23 protein-coding genes, 1 tRNA gene and 1 pseudogene are annotated in these 21,319 nt (G+C 42.7%); 4 read left to right on the forward strand and 21 right to left on the reverse strand.

Annotated features, from left to right (window positions below; translation table 11 throughout):
- Positions 1 to 46: 46 nt before the first annotated feature.
- Together PLE34_RS08185 and PLE34_RS08190 are read left to right on the forward strand one after the other, a co-directional pair.
- The gene (locus tag PLE34_RS08185; protein WP_324555763.1) at positions 47 to 1,360 is read left to right on the forward strand and encodes a ComEC/Rec2 family competence protein; all 1,314 of its coding nucleotides are present in this window, start codon (positions 47 to 49) and stop codon (positions 1,358 to 1,360) included.
- Positions 1,361 to 1,503: 143 nt separating this feature from the next.
- The gene (locus PLE34_RS08190) at positions 1,504 to 2,718 is read left to right on the forward strand and encodes a DEAD/DEAH box helicase (RefSeq protein ID WP_324555765.1); all 1,215 of its coding nucleotides are present in this window, start codon (positions 1,504 to 1,506) and stop codon (positions 2,716 to 2,718) included.
- A 54-nt stretch (positions 2,719 to 2,772) separates the two neighbouring features.
- Here PLE34_RS08190 and PLE34_RS08195 read toward each other — a convergent pair whose 3' ends face one another.
- The 19 genes from PLE34_RS08195 to PLE34_RS08285 all read right to left on the reverse strand — a co-directional run bounded on the left by PLE34_RS08195 (position 2,773) and on the right by PLE34_RS08285 (position 20,002).
- Positions 2,773 to 2,988: a hypothetical protein gene (locus tag PLE34_RS08195; protein WP_324555767.1), complete on the reverse strand. Its 216-nt coding sequence runs from the start codon at positions 2,986 to 2,988 to the stop codon at positions 2,773 to 2,775.
- 171 nt (positions 2,989 to 3,159) lie between these two features.
- Complete coding sequence (locus tag PLE34_RS08200; protein ID WP_324555769.1) at positions 3,160 to 3,810, reverse strand: Crp/Fnr family transcriptional regulator; 651 nt, start codon at positions 3,808 to 3,810, stop codon at positions 3,160 to 3,162.
- A 212-nt stretch (positions 3,811 to 4,022) separates the two neighbouring features.
- A complete protein-coding gene (gene rpe / locus PLE34_RS08205; protein WP_324555771.1) occupies positions 4,023 to 4,670 on the reverse strand; it encodes a ribulose-phosphate 3-epimerase in 648 nt (215 codons plus the stop codon).
- A 99-nt stretch (positions 4,671 to 4,769) separates the two neighbouring features.
- A complete protein-coding gene (locus PLE34_RS08210) occupies positions 4,770 to 5,732 on the reverse strand; it encodes a YihY/virulence factor BrkB family protein (RefSeq protein ID WP_324555773.1) in 963 nt (320 codons plus the stop codon).
- A gap of 14 nt (positions 5,733 to 5,746) precedes the next feature.
- Entirely contained in the window at positions 5,747 to 6,772 is a 1,026-nt protein-coding gene (gene mltG / locus PLE34_RS08215) for an endolytic transglycosylase MltG (RefSeq protein ID WP_324555775.1), read from the reverse strand.
- 97 nt (positions 6,773 to 6,869) lie between these two features.
- Complete coding sequence (secG, locus tag PLE34_RS08220; protein WP_324555777.1) at positions 6,870 to 7,220, reverse strand: preprotein translocase subunit SecG; 351 nt, start codon at positions 7,218 to 7,220, stop codon at positions 6,870 to 6,872.
- 1 nt (position 7,221) lies between these two features.
- The gene (locus PLE34_RS08225; RefSeq protein WP_324555779.1) at positions 7,222 to 8,667 is read right to left on the reverse strand and encodes a DUF8458 domain-containing protein; all 1,446 of its coding nucleotides are present in this window, start codon (positions 8,665 to 8,667) and stop codon (positions 7,222 to 7,224) included.
- 14 nt (positions 8,668 to 8,681) lie between these two features.
- Positions 8,682 to 9,182, reverse strand: coding sequence for an LPS assembly lipoprotein LptE (lptE, locus tag PLE34_RS08230; RefSeq protein WP_324555781.1), 501 nt, complete (start codon positions 9,180 to 9,182; stop codon positions 8,682 to 8,684).
- A gap of 4 nt (positions 9,183 to 9,186) precedes the next feature.
- On the reverse strand, positions 9,187 to 10,428 hold the full coding sequence (locus PLE34_RS08235) for a sigma-54 interaction domain-containing protein (protein ID WP_324555783.1): 1,242 nt from the start codon (positions 10,426 to 10,428) through the stop codon (positions 9,187 to 9,189).
- Positions 10,429 to 10,459: 31 nt separating this feature from the next.
- Entirely contained in the window at positions 10,460 to 11,899 is a 1,440-nt protein-coding gene (gene miaB, locus PLE34_RS08240; protein WP_324555785.1) for a tRNA (N6-isopentenyl adenosine(37)-C2)-methylthiotransferase MiaB, read from the reverse strand.
- Between the two features lie 361 nt (positions 11,900 to 12,260).
- Positions 12,261 to 12,638, reverse strand: coding sequence for a hypothetical protein (locus tag PLE34_RS08245; protein ID WP_324555787.1), 378 nt, complete (start codon positions 12,636 to 12,638; stop codon positions 12,261 to 12,263).
- A 157-nt stretch (positions 12,639 to 12,795) separates the two neighbouring features.
- Positions 12,796 to 13,350, reverse strand: a complete 555-nt coding sequence (locus PLE34_RS08250; RefSeq protein ID WP_324555789.1) for a D-glycero-alpha-D-manno-heptose-1,7-bisphosphate 7-phosphatase — start codon at positions 13,348 to 13,350, stop codon at positions 12,796 to 12,798.
- A 72-nt stretch (positions 13,351 to 13,422) separates the two neighbouring features.
- Positions 13,423 to 14,139, reverse strand: coding sequence for a nucleotidyltransferase family protein (locus tag PLE34_RS08255; RefSeq protein ID WP_324555791.1), 717 nt, complete (start codon positions 14,137 to 14,139; stop codon positions 13,423 to 13,425).
- 27 nt (positions 14,140 to 14,166) lie between these two features.
- Positions 14,167 to 14,748, reverse strand: a complete 582-nt coding sequence (locus tag PLE34_RS08260; protein ID WP_324555793.1) for a D-sedoheptulose-7-phosphate isomerase — start codon at positions 14,746 to 14,748, stop codon at positions 14,167 to 14,169.
- Between the two features lie 49 nt (positions 14,749 to 14,797).
- On the reverse strand, positions 14,798 to 15,820 hold the full coding sequence (locus tag PLE34_RS08265; RefSeq protein ID WP_324555795.1) for a GHMP family kinase ATP-binding protein: 1,023 nt from the start codon (positions 15,818 to 15,820) through the stop codon (positions 14,798 to 14,800).
- Positions 15,821 to 16,061: 241 nt separating this feature from the next.
- Positions 16,062 to 17,204 (reverse strand): glycosyltransferase, encoded by a 1,143-nt coding sequence (locus PLE34_RS08270; RefSeq protein WP_324555797.1) that lies wholly within the window; start codon positions 17,202 to 17,204, stop codon positions 16,062 to 16,064.
- A gap of 18 nt (positions 17,205 to 17,222) precedes the next feature.
- Entirely contained in the window at positions 17,223 to 18,164 is a 942-nt protein-coding gene (locus PLE34_RS08275; protein ID WP_324555799.1) for a glycosyltransferase family 2 protein, read from the reverse strand.
- A 17-nt stretch (positions 18,165 to 18,181) separates the two neighbouring features.
- Complete coding sequence (locus tag PLE34_RS08280; protein WP_324555801.1) at positions 18,182 to 18,721, reverse strand: DUF4199 domain-containing protein; 540 nt, start codon at positions 18,719 to 18,721, stop codon at positions 18,182 to 18,184.
- A 21-nt stretch (positions 18,722 to 18,742) separates the two neighbouring features.
- A complete protein-coding gene (locus tag PLE34_RS08285; RefSeq protein WP_324555803.1) occupies positions 18,743 to 20,002 on the reverse strand; it encodes a dihydroorotase in 1,260 nt (419 codons plus the stop codon).
- Positions 20,003 to 20,164: 162 nt separating this feature from the next.
- On the opposite strand from PLE34_RS08285, the pseudogene PLE34_RS21850 reads away from it, so the two are divergent.
- Positions 20,165 to 20,239 (forward strand): annotated as a pseudogene (locus PLE34_RS21850) (GIY-YIG nuclease family protein); the annotation flags it as partial.
- Positions 20,240 to 20,284: 45 nt separating this feature from the next.
- Positions 20,285 to 20,358: transfer RNA gene (locus tag PLE34_RS08290), tRNA-Pro, on the forward strand.
- A 107-nt stretch (positions 20,359 to 20,465) separates the two neighbouring features.
- Here the strand turns inward: PLE34_RS08290 and PLE34_RS08295 are convergent.
- Entirely contained in the window at positions 20,466 to 20,969 is a 504-nt protein-coding gene (locus tag PLE34_RS08295; RefSeq protein WP_324555805.1) for a GNAT family N-acetyltransferase, read from the reverse strand.
- Positions 20,966 to 21,244, reverse strand: coding sequence for a type II toxin-antitoxin system TacA family antitoxin (locus PLE34_RS08300; RefSeq protein ID WP_324555807.1), 279 nt, complete (start codon positions 21,242 to 21,244; stop codon positions 20,966 to 20,968). Before PLE34_RS08300 ends, PLE34_RS08295 begins: the two co-directional genes overlap by 4 nt.
- Between the last annotated feature and the right edge of the window lie 75 nt (positions 21,245 to 21,319).

The raw sequence follows: 21,319 nt of genomic DNA on the forward strand, positions 1-21,319 counted from the left end.
AAATAGCATGGCTTAGTTGTATTTTCGGCACTATCAATTCAACATCATGCAAGCACCTAACATGTTAAGGCATGCCGCATTTTTGGCTATATTAACCGGTATATTGCTCCCTTCATTTGCGCAAATTGCCACGCCGGGTCAGCCCTTGCCTGCCTGGAAAGAAGGTTACCTCGATCTGCATCATATTAATACCGGTTGGGGTGATGCCGCGTTTTATATTTTCCCCGATGGCACTACCCTGCTTTTTGACGCAGGAGAAATGAACCCAACAAGTAACCGCGCCTTTACGCCCCGCAACGCCGCTATGCGGCCCAATTACAGCAAAAGAGCGTATGAATGGATTGCGGAATATATCAGGAAGGTATCGCCGTTAAAAGATAAAGCGGTAATTGATTATGCTGCTATCTCCCACTTTCATGATGATCATTTTGGAAGCTGGTATCCCGGGGCGAAACGGTCGGCAACCGGAAAATACAGCCTGAGCGGCATCACGGGAGTTGGGGAGCTTATTCCTATACATTATTTGTTAGACAGGGGATACCCCGACTATAATTACCCGTATGATATAAAAAAGCATAAAGACAGGTTCAGCGGCGAAATTAATTTTGGTAAAACGATGCAGAACTACTTTGATTTTATTGCTGCGCAGCAACAAAAAGGAATGAAAGCAGCGCAGCTTAAAGCCGGCAGCAACAGCCAGATACAAATGAAATACCATCCCCGGCAATATCCATCTTTTTATGTACGGAATGTAAAAGCAAACGGGCAGATATGGACAGGTAAGGACAGCAGCGTTGTTTCCTTTTTCCCGGCCATTGATACCGGCAACCCCCGCAGTTGGCCAAGTGAAAACGGGCTGAGCCTTGTATTAACATTGCATTACGGGCCGTTTACCTATTATTCCGGCGGCGATTGCGGCGGCATTGTATCTTATGGCGATGAATGGTGGAAAGATGTGGAAACCCCGGTTGCCAAAGCCGTGGGAGAAGTGGATATTGCCACATTAGACCATCATGGCAACCGCGACGCGGTAAACGAGTTCCAGGTTAAAACTTTTAAGCCCAGGGTATGGATCCAGCAGTCCTGGTCGTCCGATCACCCGGGAGAAGAAGTGCTGCGTCGTTTAACCACGCCCTATTTGTATGAAGGCCCGCGGGACCTGTTTACCACCAATATGCTTGACGCGAACAAATACGTAATAGGTACGCTGGTTGACCGCTCTTACAAAAGCCTGCAGGGACATATTGTAGTGCGGATATTGCCGGGAGGCAGGGAATATTACGTGATCATATTAGACGACAGCCGGGAAGATATGCCGGTAAAAGATGTGTTCGGGCCGTATACATCAAAAGTGAAATGATAAGGAATTTTTTATCTGCTCTTAAAAATAAAATACGACACTTTACAAAAGCCGGATAAGGTGCACTGGCAATTTTCAATTATCTTTACTTGTTCCTGCTAAGGAACTGAACTCACTGAAATAACATAAAATACTTATATCATTTGCGTTTTACAGAATTTAACTTTCACCCCAACCTGCTGGAAGGAATAGAAGCCTCGAACTATGAAACAGCCACCCCGGTGCAGGAACAGGTTATACCTCCCATACTGGCTGGAAAGGATATCATAGCTTCAGCACAAACCGGCACCGGTAAAACAGCCGCATTTTTGCTCCCCATCATTCATCGCCTGCTGGAAAAAGATACCGCCGGGGATGTGCGGGCACTGATCATTGTGCCTACACGGGAGCTGGCAATACAAATTGCCCAGCACTTAGAAGGACTCACGTATTTTACTTCCATCAGCTCACTGGCGGTGTATGGCGGCAGCGATGCACAGAATTTTGTTGGTGAGAAAAAAGCCCTGCAGATGGGCGCCGATATTATTATTTGTACGCCCGGCCGTTTTATAGCCCATCTTAATATGGGCTATGTATCTATAAAAGGACTACAATTTCTGGTATTAGATGAGGCAGACCGTATGTTAGATATGGGCTTCCAGGATGAAATCAACAGGATCATTACCCAACTGCCCTCAAAACGCCAGACCTTATTGTTTTCGGCAACCATGCCTCCCAAAATAAGGAAATTGGCGCAGCAGATCCTTGTTAACCCGGTAGAAATTAATATCGCAATCTCCCGCCCACCCGAAAAAATTGTACAACGGGCTTTTATAGTATATGAACAGCAGAAGCTTCCGCTGGTAAAATATTTATTAACCAAAACGCCTTATAAAAGTGTACTGATCTTTTGCAGCCGTAAACAAAATGTAAAAGTGCTGACAAGAATGCTAAAACAAAACGGTTTTGTAGTGGAAGAAATGCATAGCGACCTGGTGCAATCGCAACGCGAAAATGTGGTGAACAGCTTTACCAGCGGGCGCATACCCATACTGGTGGCCACCGATATTTTAAGCCGTGGGATTGATATTGATACCATTGACCTTGTTATTAATTACGATGTGCCGCGTGACGGGGAGGATTATGTGCACCGCATTGGCCGAACAGCAAGGGCTGAAGCCGATGGCATGGCTTTTACGCTGGTGGGCGAAAAGGAACAAAACAGCTTTGCCGCTATTGAAGCTTTAATTGATAAAGAAGTAGAAAAAGCAGTATTACCACAATTCCTGGGGCAGGCGCCCGCATGGCAACCGCGTAAAAGATCCGGCGACCGGAAACCACAAAGGAAATTTTATAAACGAAAACCCGGGCAACGTTAAGTGTATCGCACCAACAGTAGGCGTTTGCCGGTAATAACCAATTGCCGTAAGTACCTAAAAAGCCAGCCTGTCATTAGCTGAAATACTTTCTATCAGCATTCTTATTTCATCCTTAGTTCTGCTCATTTTTATAGCCAGCCGCTCCAGCAATTCCTCTTCCTTTCCCGGCACATATAGCAAATCTTCATCTGTAAGCCTGTAATCATTCTCCTTCAGCAATTCCTTTACATAATCCCATGGGCGTTCCAGTTTTAATGCATACGTTCCCATAAAGTGTTTTATCAGCTAAATCAACAATATTCACGCCATTATTGCGCGTTGCCCTATCGTTAAAATCGGGTATGTCAGGTTAGCTCACGGTATATGGGCTAAAAAAAAGGAAACTGAAACGAATTTCAATTTCCTTGATCTCATTATTATTCAATCTTGTTGTGCCGATGGTTATGAAGCGTTTCGCAGGTAAGAATTGTTCAATCCAAAGCTGTTATCTCTTGTTCTGAATCCTGAACGGATCCTGCTAAGGCTTTCTTTAGTAATACCCAGAAAAGAAGCGAGATAGGTTAGTGGTATACGCTGCAAAGCTTCAGGCTGCTTTTGTGTAAAATAATGGTAGCGGTCTGCCGCTTCCATAAAACGGGTAGCAAAAAGGTTTTCCTGCATTTCCATAATAAAGATGCTCATGATAGTGCGGTTCAGCTTGTCTATTGCGGCATACTGACGGCCCAGGCTCAGCAATTCGTTATAAGGTATTACACCAATAACCGAATCCTCCAGGATATGCATGGTTTCTCTTGCGGGTGTATTAAACAATAAACAATGAAGAGAAGATATGATATGATCATCATATCCCAGCCAGGTAGTGTGCTCCTTTTGTGTTGCTTTATGAAAAAGCCGGTAAGAGCCTTTTACAATCACAAAAAGATCGCCACAAAACTGATCCTGCTCAAATACATGATCATTTTTGCGATACTCCTTTAACGTAATAATACGCTGCAGCGCCTGCTGGCTGGTGTCATCCAATGGAGTATACTGCTGGCAAATAGCTATAACCTTCTCCATAGTGTTGGGTTCAATTAAAGTAAATTTTTTCACGGGGGTAGAAATTAAAATTCGATAAAAATGAAATTATCATACATTAAACGGGTACACAAAACTATTATTATGAGGTTTGTTATTTTCTGTAGCGGCATTACCTTATGCTAACAGAAAGCAGCAGCAATCTGCATTACATACAAAAAAACATGATGTGAATGCGGGGTTATACGTAGCGGATTATGGCATATCTACCATTGAACACCAGTATTTTATATATGCTTCAGCCGGTGTATTACTTCCCGGGGATCCGGGGCATTAAAAATGGTGGTGCCGGCTACCAGCGCATGTGCTCCGGCTTCAATAACCGCATGAGCATTTTCAACTGTAATGCCTCCATCCACCTCAATAATCGTATTGAGCTTCAACTGATCAATGCGCTGGCGGAGCAACTGTATCTTGGTTAAGGTGTGTGCTATAAACTCCTGTCCGCCAAAACCCGGGTTTACGCTCATCATGCAAATAATATCAGTGTATTGAAGAATGTCCTGCAATAACTGGACAGGGGTATGAGGGTTAATAGCTACGCCCGCTTTCATTCCCAGGTCTTTGATTTGCTGAATATTGCGATGCAGGTGCGGACAGGCTTCATAATGAACAATAAGATGATCGGCGCCCGCTATTTTAAAATCGGCCGCGTACCTGCCGGGCTCTTCGATCATTAAGTGCACATCGCAGGGTTTGTTTGTGGCTTTACGGATCTTTTCAACTAAAGGCATCCCAAAACTGATATTGGGTACAAAACGCCCGTCCATTATATCCAGGTGAAACCAATCTGCATCGCTTTCGTTCAGCATATCGCATTCTTCCTGCAGCTTTAAAAAATTACAGGCTAATAAAGAGGGAGATATTACCGGCATAGCATGGCTTTAATTTATAATTTACTGGCGATCAGGCAAATTAAACAAATCGGCCGGATTTTCCATCAGCTTCTCCCCTCCTTTAACGGCACCTAACCCCTACCCTTGTCCTTCTTCTTTTTCCTGCCTGGTCTCCGCCTCCATTTTGAGGTGGTTGATGCTGACATTCAATTCAAAGCCAATTAACAGGATGAGAGAATTAAAGAAGAAGGAGGACATCAGGATGATTACCGTGCCTATGGAGCCATACACTTTGTTATAGGTGCCAAAATTATTAACCCAGTAGCTGAACAATATGGTAAGCAGGATGATTAAAGAGGTAGCGAGGATCGTTCCGGGTGAATTGACATTCCATTTTCGCTGAATAGCGGGCGCAAAACGGTATATCAGTCCGATAGCATAATAAATTAAAGCTATAATTACAATCCAGCGCAGTGAACTGATCCACCAGCGGATTGTGTCGCTTTCTATATTCATCCAGCGTAAAACACTTCTTAATATACTGCCCTGTGAAATCAGCAGCAGGATAGATGCCATAAATATGGTGGCGATAAAAAAGGTAAGTTTTAATGCAGTGCCCCTGCTTTGAAAAAAATTTCTTTTTTGCCTGTACATCACATGTAAAGAGCGGTTAAAGGAATTCATTATTCCCAGCATTGCATTGGATGCAAAGAAACCTGCTGTAATAAAACCTATGGACAGTAATCCGCTGCGTGGTTTTGTAAAATCTACTATAAAATCCCTTACCCATATATACGTATCACGGTTAGGGGTAAGGTCTCTTATTAGCCGAAGCAGCTCTCTTACAAAATCCTGTTGCCCGGGCAGGTAAGGCACCAGCGTAAATAAAAAAATAAGAAACGGGGGGATAGCCATTAACAGGTTAAATGAAATGGCCGCCGCTCTTATATTCAAACCTTCCTTTTTAATTTGCCTCAGTAAAAACAATACAACATCATACAGGGGCAATCCCTGGAAACCCGGCAAGATCAACTGCTTTGACCGGGTTATTATAAAATCAACAGGCCGCGATGTTATAATAATGCGTTCAAGCTTCGTCATACCATCTAAAATACTTATTTTATTTTTAAACGGTTCAATGCCTTCTGATACGCTCTTGCATTTCTGAAATGCTCTGTATCCGTAACCGCAAAAGCATGATAACCCGAAAAATCGGGCTTTGCACAGAAATAAAGATAATTGGTAGCAGCCGCATCAAGCGTTGCATCAATTGTTTTAACGGAAGGCGTACATATTGGTCCGGGTGGCAGGCCTTTATTTTTGTATGTATTATACGGTGATTCAGCGCTTTCACTGATCATTTTCAACGTAACTCTCCTGGCAGCAAAATTCCTGCTGGCAAACTTTATAGTGGGGTCGGCGCCAAGCGGCATACCTTTATTGAGCCGGTTAATATATACGCTTGCCATCAGGGGCATTTCATCGTACTTATTGGTTTCTTCTTCAATTACAGATGCCAGAATATACACCTGTTGCGGTGTTAGCCCCAGGTTGCGTGCCTTTTGCACCCTTTCTTCTTTCCAGAATTTTTTTTCTTCGTTATAAAGCCTGTTAAATAACGCCGCGGCAGTGGTGTTCCAGAAAAAGCTGTAGGTATTGGGTATAATGGCCGTCATTACATTACTGGTATCCAATCCTTTGCTTTGCAGTGAGTCATTGTTGTTCAGCAAGGTTATAATGGCAAGAGAATCACATTCCAGCCGCTGTCCTGCAAAACGGGCAAAATCTTCTTTGGTTCTGAGCTTGGTTATCACAAGGTTTACCGGTGTTTGTTTGCCGTGGCGAATTGTTTGCACGATGCCCCAAATACCCGCCCCTTTCCTTATTTCATATTTGCCCGCTTTTATTTTGGGGGGCAGGTTTAATTTTTTTGCGATGAATGAGAACAGACCCGGATCTTTGATCACACTGTCTGCCCGGAGGGTTTGCATTACATTTTCAAAACTGCTGCCCGTTTTTATGTAGAGCGCATATTTGTCTTCTTTAAAAGCGGTGTTGCTGCCCGTTACCTTCCATGCCAAAAAAAGGATCACTACAAGCACTAAAATAAAAAGGGATACTAATAATTTTCTAAACATCATTTACCGTGATTGCTGGTTTCAATAAGTAAGTTGAAAATAAACAAAAAACCCTGCCGGTAAACAACAGGGTTACTATAAAATTATTTTCAATAATGAATTATGGTTGAGGTTGCGCAGGAATCTCCTGGGGTGTTGTTTGTTGTGGCGGAGGTGCTACCGGTAAAGATTGCTGCTGTTGCTGGTTGGTGTTGATGCCTTTAATAAACTGACTCCCCCCGTCACCGGAGCTCATAAAAAAGGTAGAAAAGAGGCAAAGCACTCCTATTATGGCCGCGAATATCCATGAACCTTTTTCCAGCACATCCGTGGTTTGCTTAACACCCATAAACTGGTTACTAAAGCCCGCAATACTTCCGGACAATCCGCCCCCTTTAGGGTTTTGAATTAATATGATAAGACCCAGTACCACACTGCATATAATAATCAATATCAAAAACAAAAGCGTCATATCAGGTTTCGTTTAATTTGGAAATTCTGGCTGCAAAATAAGCTCTTTTATTGGGATTGAGCAAACTTAATTTCTGGTATACCTCTGCTGCTTTATTCCGGAGTCCCTGCCGGGCGTAAACTTCAGCCATAGCCTCCGTTACCACATCTTCCAGTTCATTGGAGTGTTCTGCTATGTGCTGGATAACCGAGGAGGTTTGGGTATCCATTTCCTGCTCAAGCTTCTCGGGATGAATCCGTTTCATGGTTTTAAGCCATTCAGTAAAACTCCGCAATTTTTGGCTTAATTTATCCTTACCATCCTCATTGCCCAGTTTTATACCCTGTGATGCAAAGTAATCAACAGCATACAAGGGTTCTATGGGTATAAGCGGCAAACTACCGGCATCAGGGAACGACAAGCTGTCGGGCTTGATGAGCTGTGATGGCAGCGTTGTTTTCTCCGGCGAAACGTCTGCGGGCTTTTCAATATCCGGGCTTTTCGTATTCGCTGGTTCCTCCTGCTGCAAAGCCGCAGGTGGGGTTTCTGCTGCTACAGGGAAAGTTTCGGATATATTGGAATAAATATCTTCCTGTAGTTCGGCAGGAATGACTTCCTGAGCCACGAATTCCTGTTGAGTAGCAGGAAGCGGTGCTTCTTCTGCAGGCGCCTCAGGCGATGGCTTTTCCAGAAATATACTTTCGTTCTCCGGGGGTTCACTGTTCGTTTGCAAATGAATGGTTTCCCCGCCCTGCGTAGAAAGTTCAGGCAACACTGCATCAACTTCCCCTGGCAAAATATCGGAAAGAGCCTCTTCCGGCTTAGGTTGAAATGGAATTTGTTCTTCATCTCGGGGTTCAGGCTGAACCGCCGGGAGGTATTCCTTCCCTGTCCCGGGCACGGAAATCGCGCTTTCAAAATCATCAGCGGAACTGTTTTTATCAACAGCTATGTCAAAGTATGTATCATTTGATTGTCCGGTTGTATAGCCAGGCAACCCGGCATTATCCCCGTGCTCTATCAAAGTATGCGGCGGCACTTCTTCCTGTACAGGCCGGGATAAAGTATTTTCTTCAGGAAATTCTTCCGAAAGCACAACATTATTTTCCTCAGGTATCTCTTCTGAAACGGATACTGTTGCGATTGGTTGAGATGGCAGAACATGTACGGGTTGCTCTTCAACAATATGCTCTCCTGCATCTTCATTTTTAAGATCAGCTTCCTGATCAGACAGTAATAAATCATTCAGCCAATGCGGGTTACTGAAAAAAACAGCTGTTTTTGTAATCTGAGATTTGTATGCTGCGTAATCGAGCTGCCTGTATTTTTTTGCAAGGAGGTATTGAAGCGGGGCAAAATATGGATACTGACCGGTTAATTGTTCCATGCTCAATACATCTGCTTCTTCCAGCGTGTCTGCGCAGAAGATTTTTTGCAGCAAATGATCGAAATCAGGATTCATTGGCATGAAGATACTATCCTTTACCAGTTAGAGAATATTTTATTGAAAATATCATCCGATATATTTTTTAATATATCATCCATCAGGCGGTTCTGCGCATCCGTAAAACTGAGTGAAGCTGAAAAAGGGAAATTCCTCGTGATGTCTGTCTCAAAATTCTTTTTTTCATCCAGCCGGTTTTTGAATATGACATGCACCGTTACATTCAGGTTGTTACTGGATGCTTCTTTTCCCGAAATACCTGAAGTATTTACTGAAAAGTCTGTTATATAGCCTCCTATATCATAATGCGCCTCATCGCCGTTGATGATGGTTAAACGGGTTTGTCCTGTTATTTTCTGTCGCAGCTTGTCGGTTAACTGGGGACTCAGTTGCGGGTTAATATACCGGGCCCTGTTCTCGATATAATTTACGCTCACCGTTTTCACTTCAGGAGGTATGCTTACATCTTTAAAAGTATAATTACAGGTAGCCTGCACCGATACCAGGGCAAACAATATGAAGAAGCTTCTTTTCAGCATCGTACTATTCATTAATATCGTATTCTTTCAGCTTTCTGTATAGCGTTCTTTCGCTGATACCCAGATCAGATGAAGCATCTTTGCGCTTGCCTTTATGCTTTTTCAGCGCTTTAACGATCAACTCCTTTTCTTTATCCATAATATTAAGTGATTCTTCTATTTCCTCATGATCATAAATATCATTATTATTAATAAGCACAGGCTGGGAAGCCTGAACCAAAGCCGGCGTTACATTTTTCTCTCTTTCCACCTGCTGGTAATCGCCGAGTAATGTTTCTTTGGTATAAGCAGCCATGGCACCGGCACGCTGTGGGTTTTGGAGGATATCAACAAACATCTTTTTCAGCTCGGTAACATCTTTTTTCATGTCAAAGAAAAGCTTATACAATATTTCTCTCTCATTGGCAAACTCAGCGTGCGATACGCTTCCGTTACTTCCAGCAAGCACAGGCATCCTGTTGGTATTATGCTCGGGCAAAAATTGACGTAGCTGTTTTGCCGTTATCAATTTATCCTGCGTAAGCACCGATATCTGCTCTGCAATATTCTTCAATTCTCTCACATTACCGGGCCAGGGATAACGAATTAACAGTTCCTTCGCTTCGTCATCCAGCTGTACAGACGGTGTTTTGTAGCGTTCTGCAAAGTCGGCAGCGAATTTCCTGAATAAAAGGATGATATCTTCCTGACGGTCTTTCAATGCAGGCACGCGTATCGGAACCGTATTGAGGCGGTAATAGAGATCCTGCCTGAATTTTCCTTTGTGTGTATATTCCAGCAGGTCTTTGTTGGTAGCCGCTATAACCCTCACATCTGTTTTCTGCACTTTGGATGATCCTACACGGATATATTCTCCTGCTTCCAAAACACGCAATAAACGAGCCTGCGTGCCTAAGGGCATCTCCCCTATTTCGTCTAAAAAAATGGTTCCCCCGTTTACCGTTTCAAAATATCCTTTCCGGCTGTCAACGGCGCCGGTAAAGGATCCCTTTTCATGTCCAAACAATTCCGAATCAATAGTGCCTTCCGGAATAGCCCCGCAGTTTACTGCTATAAATGGGTTGTGTTTGCGGGATGACAGGGCATGAATGATTTGCGAAAATACTTCTTTACCCACCCCGCTTTCTCCATAAATAAGCACGGTAAGATCGGTGTTGGCCACCTGTGCAGCCACTTGCAGGGCATAGCTCAATGCAGGCGAATTACCTATTATACCAAACCTGTTTTTTATTGATTGTATATCCATTTTGTATGGCTGTTAAAAGGAGTTGGCAATGTTATATGATCTCTCCCAATAAGGTTGCTTTTGTGCAGTCTGTTACCTTCACCTTTACGTAATTACCCTTTGTATATACATGGCCGTTTTTTGAAAAAACGATCACTTTATTTTGTGACGTTCTTCCCATCCAATCTTCATCACTTTTTTTACTGTTGCCCTCAATTAATACTTCAAAAGTTTTGCCCAGGTCTTTCTCATTGCTTTCCTTAGATAACCGGTTTTGCAGATCCACAATTTCCTGTAACCTTCTTTTTTTATCAGCTTCCGGCACATCGTCTTTATATCTTCTTTGTGCAAGTGTGCCCGGTCGTTCGCTGTAAAAGAACATATAGCTCAGGTCGTACCTGCTATATTCCATTAACGAAAGCGTATCGTGATGATCTTCTTCGGTTTCCGTACAAAACCCCGCGATAATATCACTGCTGATGCCACAATCGGGGATCATTTCCCGGATGCGGTTAATTTTAGCCATATACCATTCCCGGGTATAGGTACGGTTCATCATTTGCAATATGCGGGATGAGCCGCTCTGTACCGGAAGATGTATGTATTTACAAATATTTTCATGCCGGGCTATAACATGCAGTACGTCGTCGGTAATATCTTTAGGATGCGAGGTAGAGAACCGGACACGCAGCAGCGGCGAAATTTTTGCTACCATTTCCAGCAGCCGGGCAAAGGTTACTGCAGCGGAGTATTTTTCTGAAGTGTTCCCTGCTGCTTCCGGTGTAAAATAATAGCTGTCTACATTTTGCCCCAACAGCGTTACCTCCCTGTACCCCCGGTCAAATAGATCCCGGCATTCTTTTATTATGGAAAATGCATCCCTGCTCCTTTCCCTTCCCCGGGTAAACGGCACCACGCAAAAGGTGCACATGTTATTGCAGCCCCGCATGATGCTTACAAAACCTGATACGCCATTGCTGTTCAGCCGTACCGGAGAAATATCGGCATAGGTTTCTTCGCGGCTGAGCAATACATTTACGGCTTTCTGACCTCCTTCGGCTTCTTCTATTAAGCCCGGAAGGCTCCGGTAGGCATCCGGACCAACAACAATATCTACCAGCTGTTCTTCTTCAAGAAGTTTTGATTTCAGTCTTTCGGCCATGCAACCCAGTACGCCTACCAGCAGGCCGGGCTTGGCCTGCTTAATTTTCCGGAATTCCGTAAGCCGTTTACGAACGGTTTGTTCCGCTTTTTCGCGGATTGAGCAGGTATTCAGGAACACCAGGTCTGCTTCTGCATAATTCCGGGTAGCACCAAAACCCGAATCATTCAATATGGAAGCTACAATCTCACTATCAGAGAAATTCATCTGGCAACCATAGCTTTCTATATAAAATTTTTTTTTATACTGTGCAGGATCATTTACAAACGGGGCATATGCTTCTCCCTGCCTGTGCCCATCATGTACTTTTTGTGTCAACACATCTAACATATAACGTTCTGAACTTTTGAAGAGGCAAAGATAACCAAAAGGGCATTAAAAAAATGCCAGTTTGGCAGGAAATCTACTATTTGTAATTACAACCTTAGCTACAGAAGAACAAGTACAGAGTGTGGAAAGAAAATGCACAAAATAGCCGAATATGAAAAACACTATTGCTTACAGGAAGTTTTTAAAATAGAAACAATCTCCTTTAAAAGATTCAGCTAGCTATGTAACTTCACCAAGTGCATCTTATACTAATAAATAACTAATAAATAAGCGAAGGTTTGTTTCCGCAAGGAACGGAAAACAAAGCGGCTGTTTCTGATTTCCAGAACAGCCGTTTTGTTATTTAGCAACGAGATAATTGTTACTTAAACCTTACTTTAAGTTTTCCGCCTCCAACAGTTTCAAGTAATGGCCCCCATGTACCAGTCAAAGTTCTGTGTTTAAGTGTACTAATGGTGGAATACCTTTCCTGTTGTGAAAAGGCATAATAAGTTTTAAGCATATTGTTATTATATTCCCATACCCCGTATGCTTTCTCCGCATTAGCGGTATCAGCACTATTCATGTAAACAGTCATCGTTGAATCTGCTTTTAACATAAAAGCATAATCAAAATTAGGCTCATTAGCTCCTGCTCCATATTTCCCCACCCAATATCCGATAACAGTAGTAAGAGGTGGGAGATTAGCATCATCATCCTCTTCATTATTTCCATCATTTTTGTCTTTTTTACACGACAAAACCAGGATGCAGGGTGCAACTATAAATAGCAGAAAAAATAGATTTTTTTCATTACAACAAATTTATGTTTGCAAATTTATACGTATTTAAAAATGTTACGGGTTGATTATTTTATGGATGAGATACCATCAATTCAAAAACAATTAAAGTCGCTTTTTATTGCATTATCAGATCAGCTACATCTTCCAGTGACGAAAAAACAGCGTCAGTCGTTGCATCCGGCAATACGGGTGCAGGCCGGTTAGACGATATAAAAAAAGTATACATTCCTAATTTTTTACCAAATATCATATCATTTATCGTATTGCCGATCATTAAAGACCGCTTAAATTCAATTTCAGGAAAATCCTTTTTAGCCTGTAAACCCATTCCGGCATTGGGTTTCCTGCATGGGCTTTCCGCTTCCATATCAATACAATAATAAATTTCATCTACCCTTCCGCCATTCAACTTAATCATTTCCAGCATATTGAGGTGGATGTTTTTTAAATCCTGCTCCGTCATTAATCGCTTACTCACCCCCCGTTGATTCGTAACAATAAAAATGCGGCCGAACCTTTCAGAAAAAACGCTCAGCGCTTTCAGTACTCCGTCATAAAATTTAAAATCTTCCCAACGCGTAATATAGGAACCCACCGTTTCATAATTGATCACTCCGTCACGATCCAGGAACAATGTCCAGCTTTTATCAATTTTTGTAAGATCAATCATATATTAAAAATTTCTGACAATCCGCTTTCTTAAATCTACCCAATCAAATACCAAAAGACTGGTTTACAGTTCTCAACTTCTGCTGTCAGGACGTAATTCAATCAGGGCCCTTTCATAATCTTCGGGTATACCTATATCAATAAAATAAGCATCCTCCGCCACACCAAATATTGTTCCTTCCGTATAAAACCGTTCCAGGTAATCTTTCTCAAAAGAAAATTTCACAGACAACTGCCTGCTCATAAACGCAGGCACATGTAAAGCGTAAACGCCTCCGTTAATAAGCCCTTCTGCAAAATATTGTTTCTCTTTAAACCTATGAACAGAAAGGTCTTTATTCAGCTCTACCATACCGTAACGGCTAAACGCTTTCATAGGTTTCAGCGCCAGTGTACAATGCGCTTTTTGCTGATAGTGAACAGCAGCTATATCCTGCACCTTGATGCGGAACAAAGTATCCCCGTTCACTACCAGTACGTCTTTTTCAACCGCTTTTGAGCATGCTAACCGGATGGCGCCTCCCGTGCCCAATGGCTCCTTTTCGATGGAAAGCCGGTAACTATCTGCCGGAAGCACTGTTTGAAGATAGGATTCAAACACCTCACTTTTATATCCTAACGCAAATATAAAATTCCGGATACCCTGCTCCCGGAAATGTGCAATTACATAATCAATGAACGGCACGCCGTTTACGGGAGCCATACATTTAGGCAGGTTGGGTACTGCACTCCGCAAACGCGTACCTAATCCTCCCGCAAGAATAATAGCTTTTGTAATGCTGACAGACATACCCCGTTAATAGAATCAATGAACAAATTACTGACCGTTGAAATATTTTTCCTCTACCAACTGGCAAATAATATGTCCCAGCAAAATGTGCGATTCCTGTATGCGGGGTGTATCTGCCGACGGCACATTAATGAGATAATCGCTGAGTGCTTTCATTTCACCGCCGCTTTCTCCGGTAAAACCCACGGTAATCATGCCATTGGCCTTAGCCTGCTCAAAGGCCAGCACAATATTTCTGGAATTGCCGGAGGTGGATAATCCCACCAGTATATCGCCTTTATTTCCCAATCCCTTTATTAGCCGGGAATAAATTACATCGTAGCTGTAATCGTTGGCTACGGCTGTAAGATAAGACGTATTGGCATGCAGGGCTTCCGCAGGAAGCGCATCCCTGTCAATATAAAAACGACCACTGAATTCTGCAGCTAAATGCTGTGCATCGGCAGCGCTGCCACCGTTGCCGCAGAACAATACCTTATTGCCCTGCTGAAAAGCTTTCGTTATTACTTCCGTTACAGCTTCCACCGTTTGCAATAATGTTTCATCAGCCCATACCTGCTGCTTTACTGCTATTGATGCGGCAACAATATCTTTTATTTTACCCAGCATATTTTTTGTTTAATAAATTGTCAACCCCGGAACCGGCATCACCTGTTCATCATACAGCCCAGGTGCTCAACCCGTTTTTGGTGAACGTATATTGTTTTACTTCTCCTCCAAACTGCTGCAGGGTTTCAATTACCTTATACCGGGTATTTCCCGGACAATAAAATATCATAAACCCGCCGCCGCCTGCTCCTGATATTTTTCCTCCGGAAGCACCTGCTTTTTTTGCAGTATAGTATATTTCTTCAATAAACGGGTTGGAAATATTAGCTGCCATTTTCCGCTTTTGTTGGAATCCGAAATCTAATATTTCACCGATCTCGTTAAGCCTCCCTTTCAGCAATGCTTCTTTCATCATCCGGCTTTGTTCTTTCAGCTGGTGCATCGCTTCTATAGAGCCTTCCTTTTTTTGCTGTACATTTTTTTGCTGTTCTTTAATGATGGCGGCCGATTCCCTGCTGGAAGCGGTATAAAACAATACTAAATTATTTTCGAGTTCGCTGAGGTATTCATACTTGATGCGCAGCGGGTTAACGATCACTTTATCTTCTTCATAAAATTCCATATAGTTAACACCGCCAAATGTGGCCGCATACTGATCCTGCCTTCCTCCGGCCAGGTTCAGATCATTACGCTCTATATGATAAGCATAATGTGCAATATCATATTCGCCTAAGGGCAGCTTCAGCATTTCTGCAAATGCACCTATAATAGCTACCACCAGGGTAGACGAAGTGCCCAGACCGGAACCGGCAGGTGCATCTACAAAAGTTTGTAATTTGAAACCGATGGTGGGTACGCCATAATCTTCCTGTATACGGTTATACACACCCTTTAACAGGTCAAGCTCACCATTTACCGGCAGAATTTTATTACATTGATATTGCAATATTTCTCTTCTGTCTGCGGCTTCCAGAATAATGATCTCCTCATTCAACGGTTCAATATTGGCATATGCGTATAAGGAAACCGTTGCATTAAGAATGGCGCCTCCGTACAAGTCGCAATACGGACTTACATCCGTTCCTCCCCCCGCTAAACCTATCCGCAATGGCGCCTTGCTCCTGTAGATCATTATTAATAATACTTAATTTATGTACAAATGTAAGCCGAATTTTCCCCCTCACCCTCTTTCCCTCTCCCCGCTGTGGAGAGGGACTGCGCTGAAATGCAATTCCGGGCCTTATGTTCTGCTATATCATCTTTATATATCCCAATATGCCATAACAGCATAAACAACACAGCTCCGGACATAAACCGCATTCCAACCGGCTCACCGCTTTCCCTATCTTTTGAATACACGCACCATTCACTACTCACCCACTCACCTCCTCAATCGCTTTTACCATATTATCCCAGGTATATTTCTTTTTTTCTTCAATCAGGCCCGGAATAAAATGATCTTCTCCCATTTCATAGAACCGAAATATCTTTACAGCTATGGAACCGGCATCAGGCTCCGCAACCAAACCGGCTTTACCATCCGGCACCATAGCAGTTAACCCTCCTACATTAGTTATAATCATGGGCGTTTCAAAGTGATAAGCCAACGGTGTTACACCGCTTTGAGTAGCATTGCGGTAGGGTTGTATTACCACATCAGCGGCACACAGGTAGTATTTCACCTCACTGTCGGGAACAAAATCCGTTTTTAGTATCAATACATCTTCAATGTCATTATCCTTAATTTGCCGGAGATAGGGTTTACTATCTTCATAAAACTCACCTGCTACCAGCAGCTTCACAGGCGGAGCTATTTGCACCGAAACTTTTTCCTTCACTATTTTCATCGCATCTAACAAAATATCAAACCCTTTGTATTTGCGGATAAACCCAAAAAATAATACGATCCTGTCATTTTTGTTTAAACCCAGCTTATGGCGTGCTGCTTCTTTGCTGATCTTCTCCCCGAAATTATCATACAGGGGATGAGGAACAAACCGTGCGGTTTTTTTAAATTCAATCATGCGCAGGTCGGCCAGCACTTTTTCGCTCATCGTAATAAATGCGTCCACCGCTTTTAAAAAATAGCGGGTAAAAGCAGTGTCGCCCGGCCTTTTTTCGTGGGGTATAATATTATCGGCAATACATACTATTTTACTCCGCTTATTTTTTTTAGCGACCCTCAATATTGTTCCCAGGCATGGCCCCATAAAAGGCAGCCAATACCGAACTACAATAATATCCGGTGAAAGCTTTTGCAGCTCCCTGCCAACGCTATACCAGTTAAAGGGATTAACCGAATTAATACGAACATGTATATCCAGCCCGGCAGGTGGCGGCTCAGATGAATATTGTGTTGTGCCGGGAAAAAGAAAACCGGGGTACTGTAATGAAAAGGTATAAATATGTGTATCCCATCCCTGCTGCTGAAATTCCTTCGCCAGTCGTTCATCGTATGAAGCTAATCCTCCGCGCAAAGGATGTGCGGGACCAATGATGACAATCTTTCTTTTCATTAGCACTTATATATACGATCAAACGCCCAGCTTCTTTTCTACCAGGTAAGTATTGCGTTCCGCAGAATTGCGGGCAATAAGCTCACCTGTAAATCCTGCTAAAAAAAGCTGCGACCCCAGCAAAAGCAGGGTTAGCGCAATAAAAAAAGCAGGACGGTTGGTTAACGCGTATTCGGGGTCAACAAATTTGCTGATAATAAGATAAATACTGAGCAATAGCCCGATAAAAAAACTCAGGGTTCCCCATAATCCAAAAAAATGCATAGGCTTTTTTCCAAACCTGCCTACGAACATAATGGAGGCAAGATCCAAAAAACCGTTAATGAAGCGTTCCCAGCCAAACTTGGTAACACCATATTTGCGCGGGCGGTGCTCTACTACTTTTTCACCAATCTTTTTAAACCCTGCCCACTTGGCCAGCACAGGAATGTAGCGATGCATTTCTCCGTATACCTCAATGCTTTTTATTACCTTGTTTTTATAGGCTTTTAACCCGCAATTAAAATCATGCAAAGGTATTTTAGACATGCGGCGGGTAACGGCATTAAAAAACCTGGAAGGAATATTTTTAGTGAGCGTACTGTCATATCTTTTCTTCTTCCACCCGCTTACCATATCATATCCGTCTTCCACGATCATTTTTCTCAGTTCGGGTATTTCATCAGGACTGTCCTGCAGATCCGCATCCATAGTAATCACCACTTCGCCCTGCGCCGCCCTGAAGCCTTCATTAAGCGCCGCGCTTTTACCATAATTACGCTGGAACTTAATGCCCTTTATGCACGAATGCCCTGTGCGCAATTGCTCAACAACACACCATGAGCGGTCTGTGCTTCCGTCATCTACCAAAATGATCTCATATGAAAACCCGTTTTCATCCATTATCTTCTGTATCCAGACACACAATTCAGACAACGACTCCTCTTCATTAAATAATGGGATAACAACGCTGATGTTCATGCAGAAATATTACAGTATTATTGAACAGCCGTTGGAAATTCCGGCTTTTTCTTTTTAATAATGGCAGCTATAATGACACTTATTATAAACCAGAAAATGCAAAAGAATGCCGCGCCAAGCATTTGCTTTCCGAAAGTGTAATTATTGCCCTTCATCATATCTTCTGTTGCTTTATCTATCTGATCCTGTGATGCGCCAAATTTTTGCATCATCTGCTGCGTCTTTTCTGCCGTTTCCTGCATGAGTGCTTCGCGGAATGGCACATCAATAAAGTTAAACAGCACATAACTAAATAAAGTACTGATTATCGTGCCAATGACAAAGGTTGTAAAAACCACTTTCAGGGCAGCAGCGAAATCAAGATAACCTTCATTCAGCTTTTTTTGTTTTAACCCCGCAAGCACAGCAATAATTACAGGTATTATAATACCGGCATAGGCTAAGGGGTTTACAAACCATTGTACACCTCCCAAATATAGCAAGAGGCTAAAAATAACAGATGCCAATCCGGATATTAGTCCGTAGGTAAGTCCCACGTCTGTTCGCTTTTTTTCCATAATTATTGTTTTGGTAAAAAATCAGGTGTTCAAAAATACCTTCTCTCCGTTAATTATCCCAATTACCTGTCCCTTAAGTTCTTTTCCTGTGAAAGGAGAATTTTTTGACTTTGACTGAATTTGTCTTTCTTCAAAGCGGTACGTTACTCCCGGGTTAAACAAGGTAAGGTCTGCAGGATGCCCTTCCTGTATAGCAGCAGCGGGTAATCCAAAAATTTTACGCGGGTTAGTGCTACACAATTCTACCCAGCGTTCGGTACCAATGCCTACGGCGCCTGCCACGCCAAAAGCCGTTTCCAGCCCTATCATACCATACCCTGCATATTCAAACTCGCAGGTTTTGCTATCCCATTCCTGTGGAAAATGATGAGACGCGATGCAGTCAATCCAGCCGTTGTTTACAGCTTCGCGTAATGCCTGCCTGTTTTCGGGGGTGCGCAAAGGAGGGTTTACTTTAAGGTTAGTATCGTAATTCACCAGGTCTTCATCACTGAAAAAAAGATGGTAAGGCGTAACGGAACAGGTTACCTGCAAACCCTTTTCCTTAGCCATTTTAATATGATCAACCGATCGTTGGGTGCTGATGCCTGTAAAATGCAGTTTGGATGCCGCATACTCTGCCAGTTCAATATCTCTTGCCACCATCATTTCCTCCGCGATAACCGGTTTCCCGGGCAGGCCCAGCCGGGTAGAAATAATCCCTTCATTCATTAGTCCATGCGTTCCGATACTCTTATCCTGTGGTATTTGTATGAGCACTCCATCAAAAGCTTTTACATATTGCAACGCTTTTAACAGAACGCCGGCCGACTGCACCGCATGGGTACCATCGCTGAAGGCTATGGCCCCGCTGGCGAACATATCGTACATTTCGGCAAGGTCTTTTCCTTCTGCATTTTTTGAAATGGCGCCTATGGGATGAATGTTCACCGGTAAGGACCTGCTTTTTTCTTTAATATATTCTACCTGCGATTTGCTGTGTACTACAGGATTGGTGTTAGGCAATACCAGCACATGGGTATACCCGCCTGCAGCCGCCGCTTTTGCACCTGTTTGGAGCGTTTCTTTAAATTCATAGCCGGGGTCGCAGAAATGCGCGAAAATATCTACCCAGCCCGGCGAAACCTGTAGCCCTGCGCGTTCAATAACAGTATCTGCTTTTTCTGTAATATCATCTGCTATGCGAACGATGACGCCACCGGTAATTAAAATATCCTTTTGCTGTCCGTTAAATGGAGAACCGGGCTGCGTAATAATGGCTTTGCGAATGAGGATAGTCATTGTGAAAAGTTCAGCGAAGATAAATGCTATTTATTGATTTTTTGAAATTGGAATTTTAAGCTACTTTTGCAGCCCGTTAACACAGTTCGGGACGTAGCGTCCCTCTGTAAGCGCATCCCGCCTGAGGGCGGGAGGGTCGCAAGTTGCTAAACTATATGGAACATGTTTTGGGTGTATATTATATACAGCAGTTCTTTACAAAAGTATTATGTTGGCAGTACAGAAAATGTTGAAAGAAGGATATACAAAGATACTTGCAGGATAATCATCTTGCATAGTGTTCGGGACGTAGCGCAGCCCGGTAGCGCACTAGCATGGGGTGCTAGGGGTCGCAAGTTCGAATCTTGTCGTCCCGACTCTTTAGGAGGTTGTTTCATTTACATTGAGACAACCTCTTTTTCGATTTGATATGTCCGACAGATGTATTTCGACAGCAGCATTCCCTTATACAATAAGAAATTATTTACACATCGGGGAATAGCGAAACAATTGTAGCCATCGGCAAAAACATCTTACCGCTATCACTAAGAAGAATAAAATCATATTGCTTATAAAATCTTACCGCTTCCTCATCCAGCGGGTCTACTATTACTGCCATTGATCCAACTTGCATTGAAGCGAAATAACTTCTTTTTAAGGCATCCATTAAAATCAGTTCTCCCAATCCCTGGCCCTGATAGCTTCTATTAATAGCTAATCTGCCTAATAATATCGCTGGCAGGTCATTGTATGAGGGAGGCAATTTTTTGATAATTTCCTGCGGCAGCATCCTTTTTTCAACAGAAGCGGTAGAAAGCGTATAATACCCTTTTATTTCTTTTCCATCACGAAGAATAAAACAAGCGGAAAGCCTCCTTTTCACTGCTTGCTTTGCCTGTTTATGTAAACAGGAATTAAGCAGCGGTTTCCCACAATTAAAATTTTCTTTATTGTGAGAAGTATCTAAAGGAACTGTTATGTAACTCATTTCTGCTTCACCAGTTTATTGTATTTTTTGGCAGCAACACTGAGTTTTTTACCGGGCACGGCCGGATTCATTATGGCCTCGAAGAAAATTTCCTGATCCCGCTTCGATGCAATAATAGAAGTATGTTTTTCTACAATTTCATCCGCCTTACTCTGCACAGAGTTAATAACAAATTCGGTCAACGTTCTATAGCCGCCTAAATTTGCCGCGTATTCGAAAAATTCTTTCTGAGCTTTGGAAAGTCTTGTGTCAAATCTGGCTATCCCTGATTCCATAATCTATGTTTTTTTATAACAAGTGTACGGAAAATATACGTACATTTAAAAAAAATAGATGAATTTTATCTTACT

Source organism: Agriterribacter sp. (assembly GCF_035445465.1).
Lineage (GTDB): Bacteria > Bacteroidota > Bacteroidia > Chitinophagales > Chitinophagaceae > Agriterribacter.

Bases quoted from the DNA above. Each gene is read 5' to 3' on its own strand.
- mltG (WP_324555775.1), bottom strand. From the start codon at position 6,772: ATGATGTTTAGAAAATTATTAGTATCCCTTTTTATTTTAGTGCTTGTA.
- PLE34_RS08250 (WP_324555789.1), bottom strand. From the start codon at position 13,350: ATGATTGATCTTACAAAAATTGATAAAAGCTGGACATTGTTCCTGGAT.
- PLE34_RS08275 (WP_324555799.1), bottom strand. From the start codon at position 18,164: ATGAACATCAGCGTTGTTATCCCATTATTTAATGAAGAGGAGTCGTTG.
- PLE34_RS08185 (WP_324555763.1), top strand. From the start codon at position 47: ATGCAAGCACCTAACATGTTAAGGCATGCCGCATTTTTGGCTATATTA.
- PLE34_RS08225 (WP_324555779.1), bottom strand. From the start codon at position 8,667: ATGCCAATGAATCCTGATTTCGATCATTTGCTGCAAAAAATCTTCTGC.
- lptE (WP_324555781.1), bottom strand. From the start codon at position 9,182: ATGCTGAAAAGAAGCTTCTTCATATTGTTTGCCCTGGTATCGGTGCAG.
- PLE34_RS08270 (WP_324555797.1), bottom strand. From the start codon at position 17,204: ATGAAAAGAAAGATTGTCATCATTGGTCCCGCACATCCTTTGCGCGGA.
- PLE34_RS08235 (WP_324555783.1), bottom strand. From the start codon at position 10,428: ATGGATATACAATCAATAAAAAACAGGTTTGGTATAATAGGTAATTCG.
- PLE34_RS08285 (WP_324555803.1), bottom strand. From the start codon at position 20,002: ATGACTATCCTCATTCGCAAAGCCATTATTACGCAGCCCGGTTCTCCA.
- PLE34_RS08195 (WP_324555767.1), bottom strand. From the start codon at position 2,988: ATGGGAACGTATGCATTAAAACTGGAACGCCCATGGGATTATGTAAAG.
- PLE34_RS08260 (WP_324555793.1), bottom strand. From the start codon at position 14,748: ATGCTGGGTAAAATAAAAGATATTGTTGCCGCATCAATAGCAGTAAAG.
- miaB (WP_324555785.1), bottom strand. From the start codon at position 11,899: ATGTTAGATGTGTTGACACAAAAAGTACATGATGGGCACAGGCAGGGA.
- PLE34_RS08265 (WP_324555795.1), bottom strand. From the start codon at position 15,820: ATGATCTACAGGAGCAAGGCGCCATTGCGGATAGGTTTAGCGGGGGGA.
- PLE34_RS08280 (WP_324555801.1), bottom strand. From the start codon at position 18,721: ATGGAAAAAAAGCGAACAGACGTGGGACTTACCTACGGACTAATATCC.
- PLE34_RS08210 (WP_324555773.1), bottom strand. From the start codon at position 5,732: ATGACGAAGCTTGAACGCATTATTATAACATCGCGGCCTGTTGATTTT.
- PLE34_RS08300 (WP_324555807.1), bottom strand. From the start codon at position 21,244: ATGGAATCAGGGATAGCCAGATTTGACACAAGACTTTCCAAAGCTCAG.
- PLE34_RS08255 (WP_324555791.1), bottom strand. From the start codon at position 14,139: ATGTCTGTCAGCATTACAAAAGCTATTATTCTTGCGGGAGGATTAGGT.
- rpe (WP_324555771.1), bottom strand. From the start codon at position 4,670: ATGCCGGTAATATCTCCCTCTTTATTAGCCTGTAATTTTTTAAAGCTG.
- PLE34_RS08295 (WP_324555805.1), bottom strand. From the start codon at position 20,969: ATGAGTTACATAACAGTTCCTTTAGATACTTCTCACAATAAAGAAAAT.
- secG (WP_324555777.1), bottom strand. From the start codon at position 7,220: ATGACGCTTTTGTTTTTGATATTGATTATTATATGCAGTGTGGTACTG.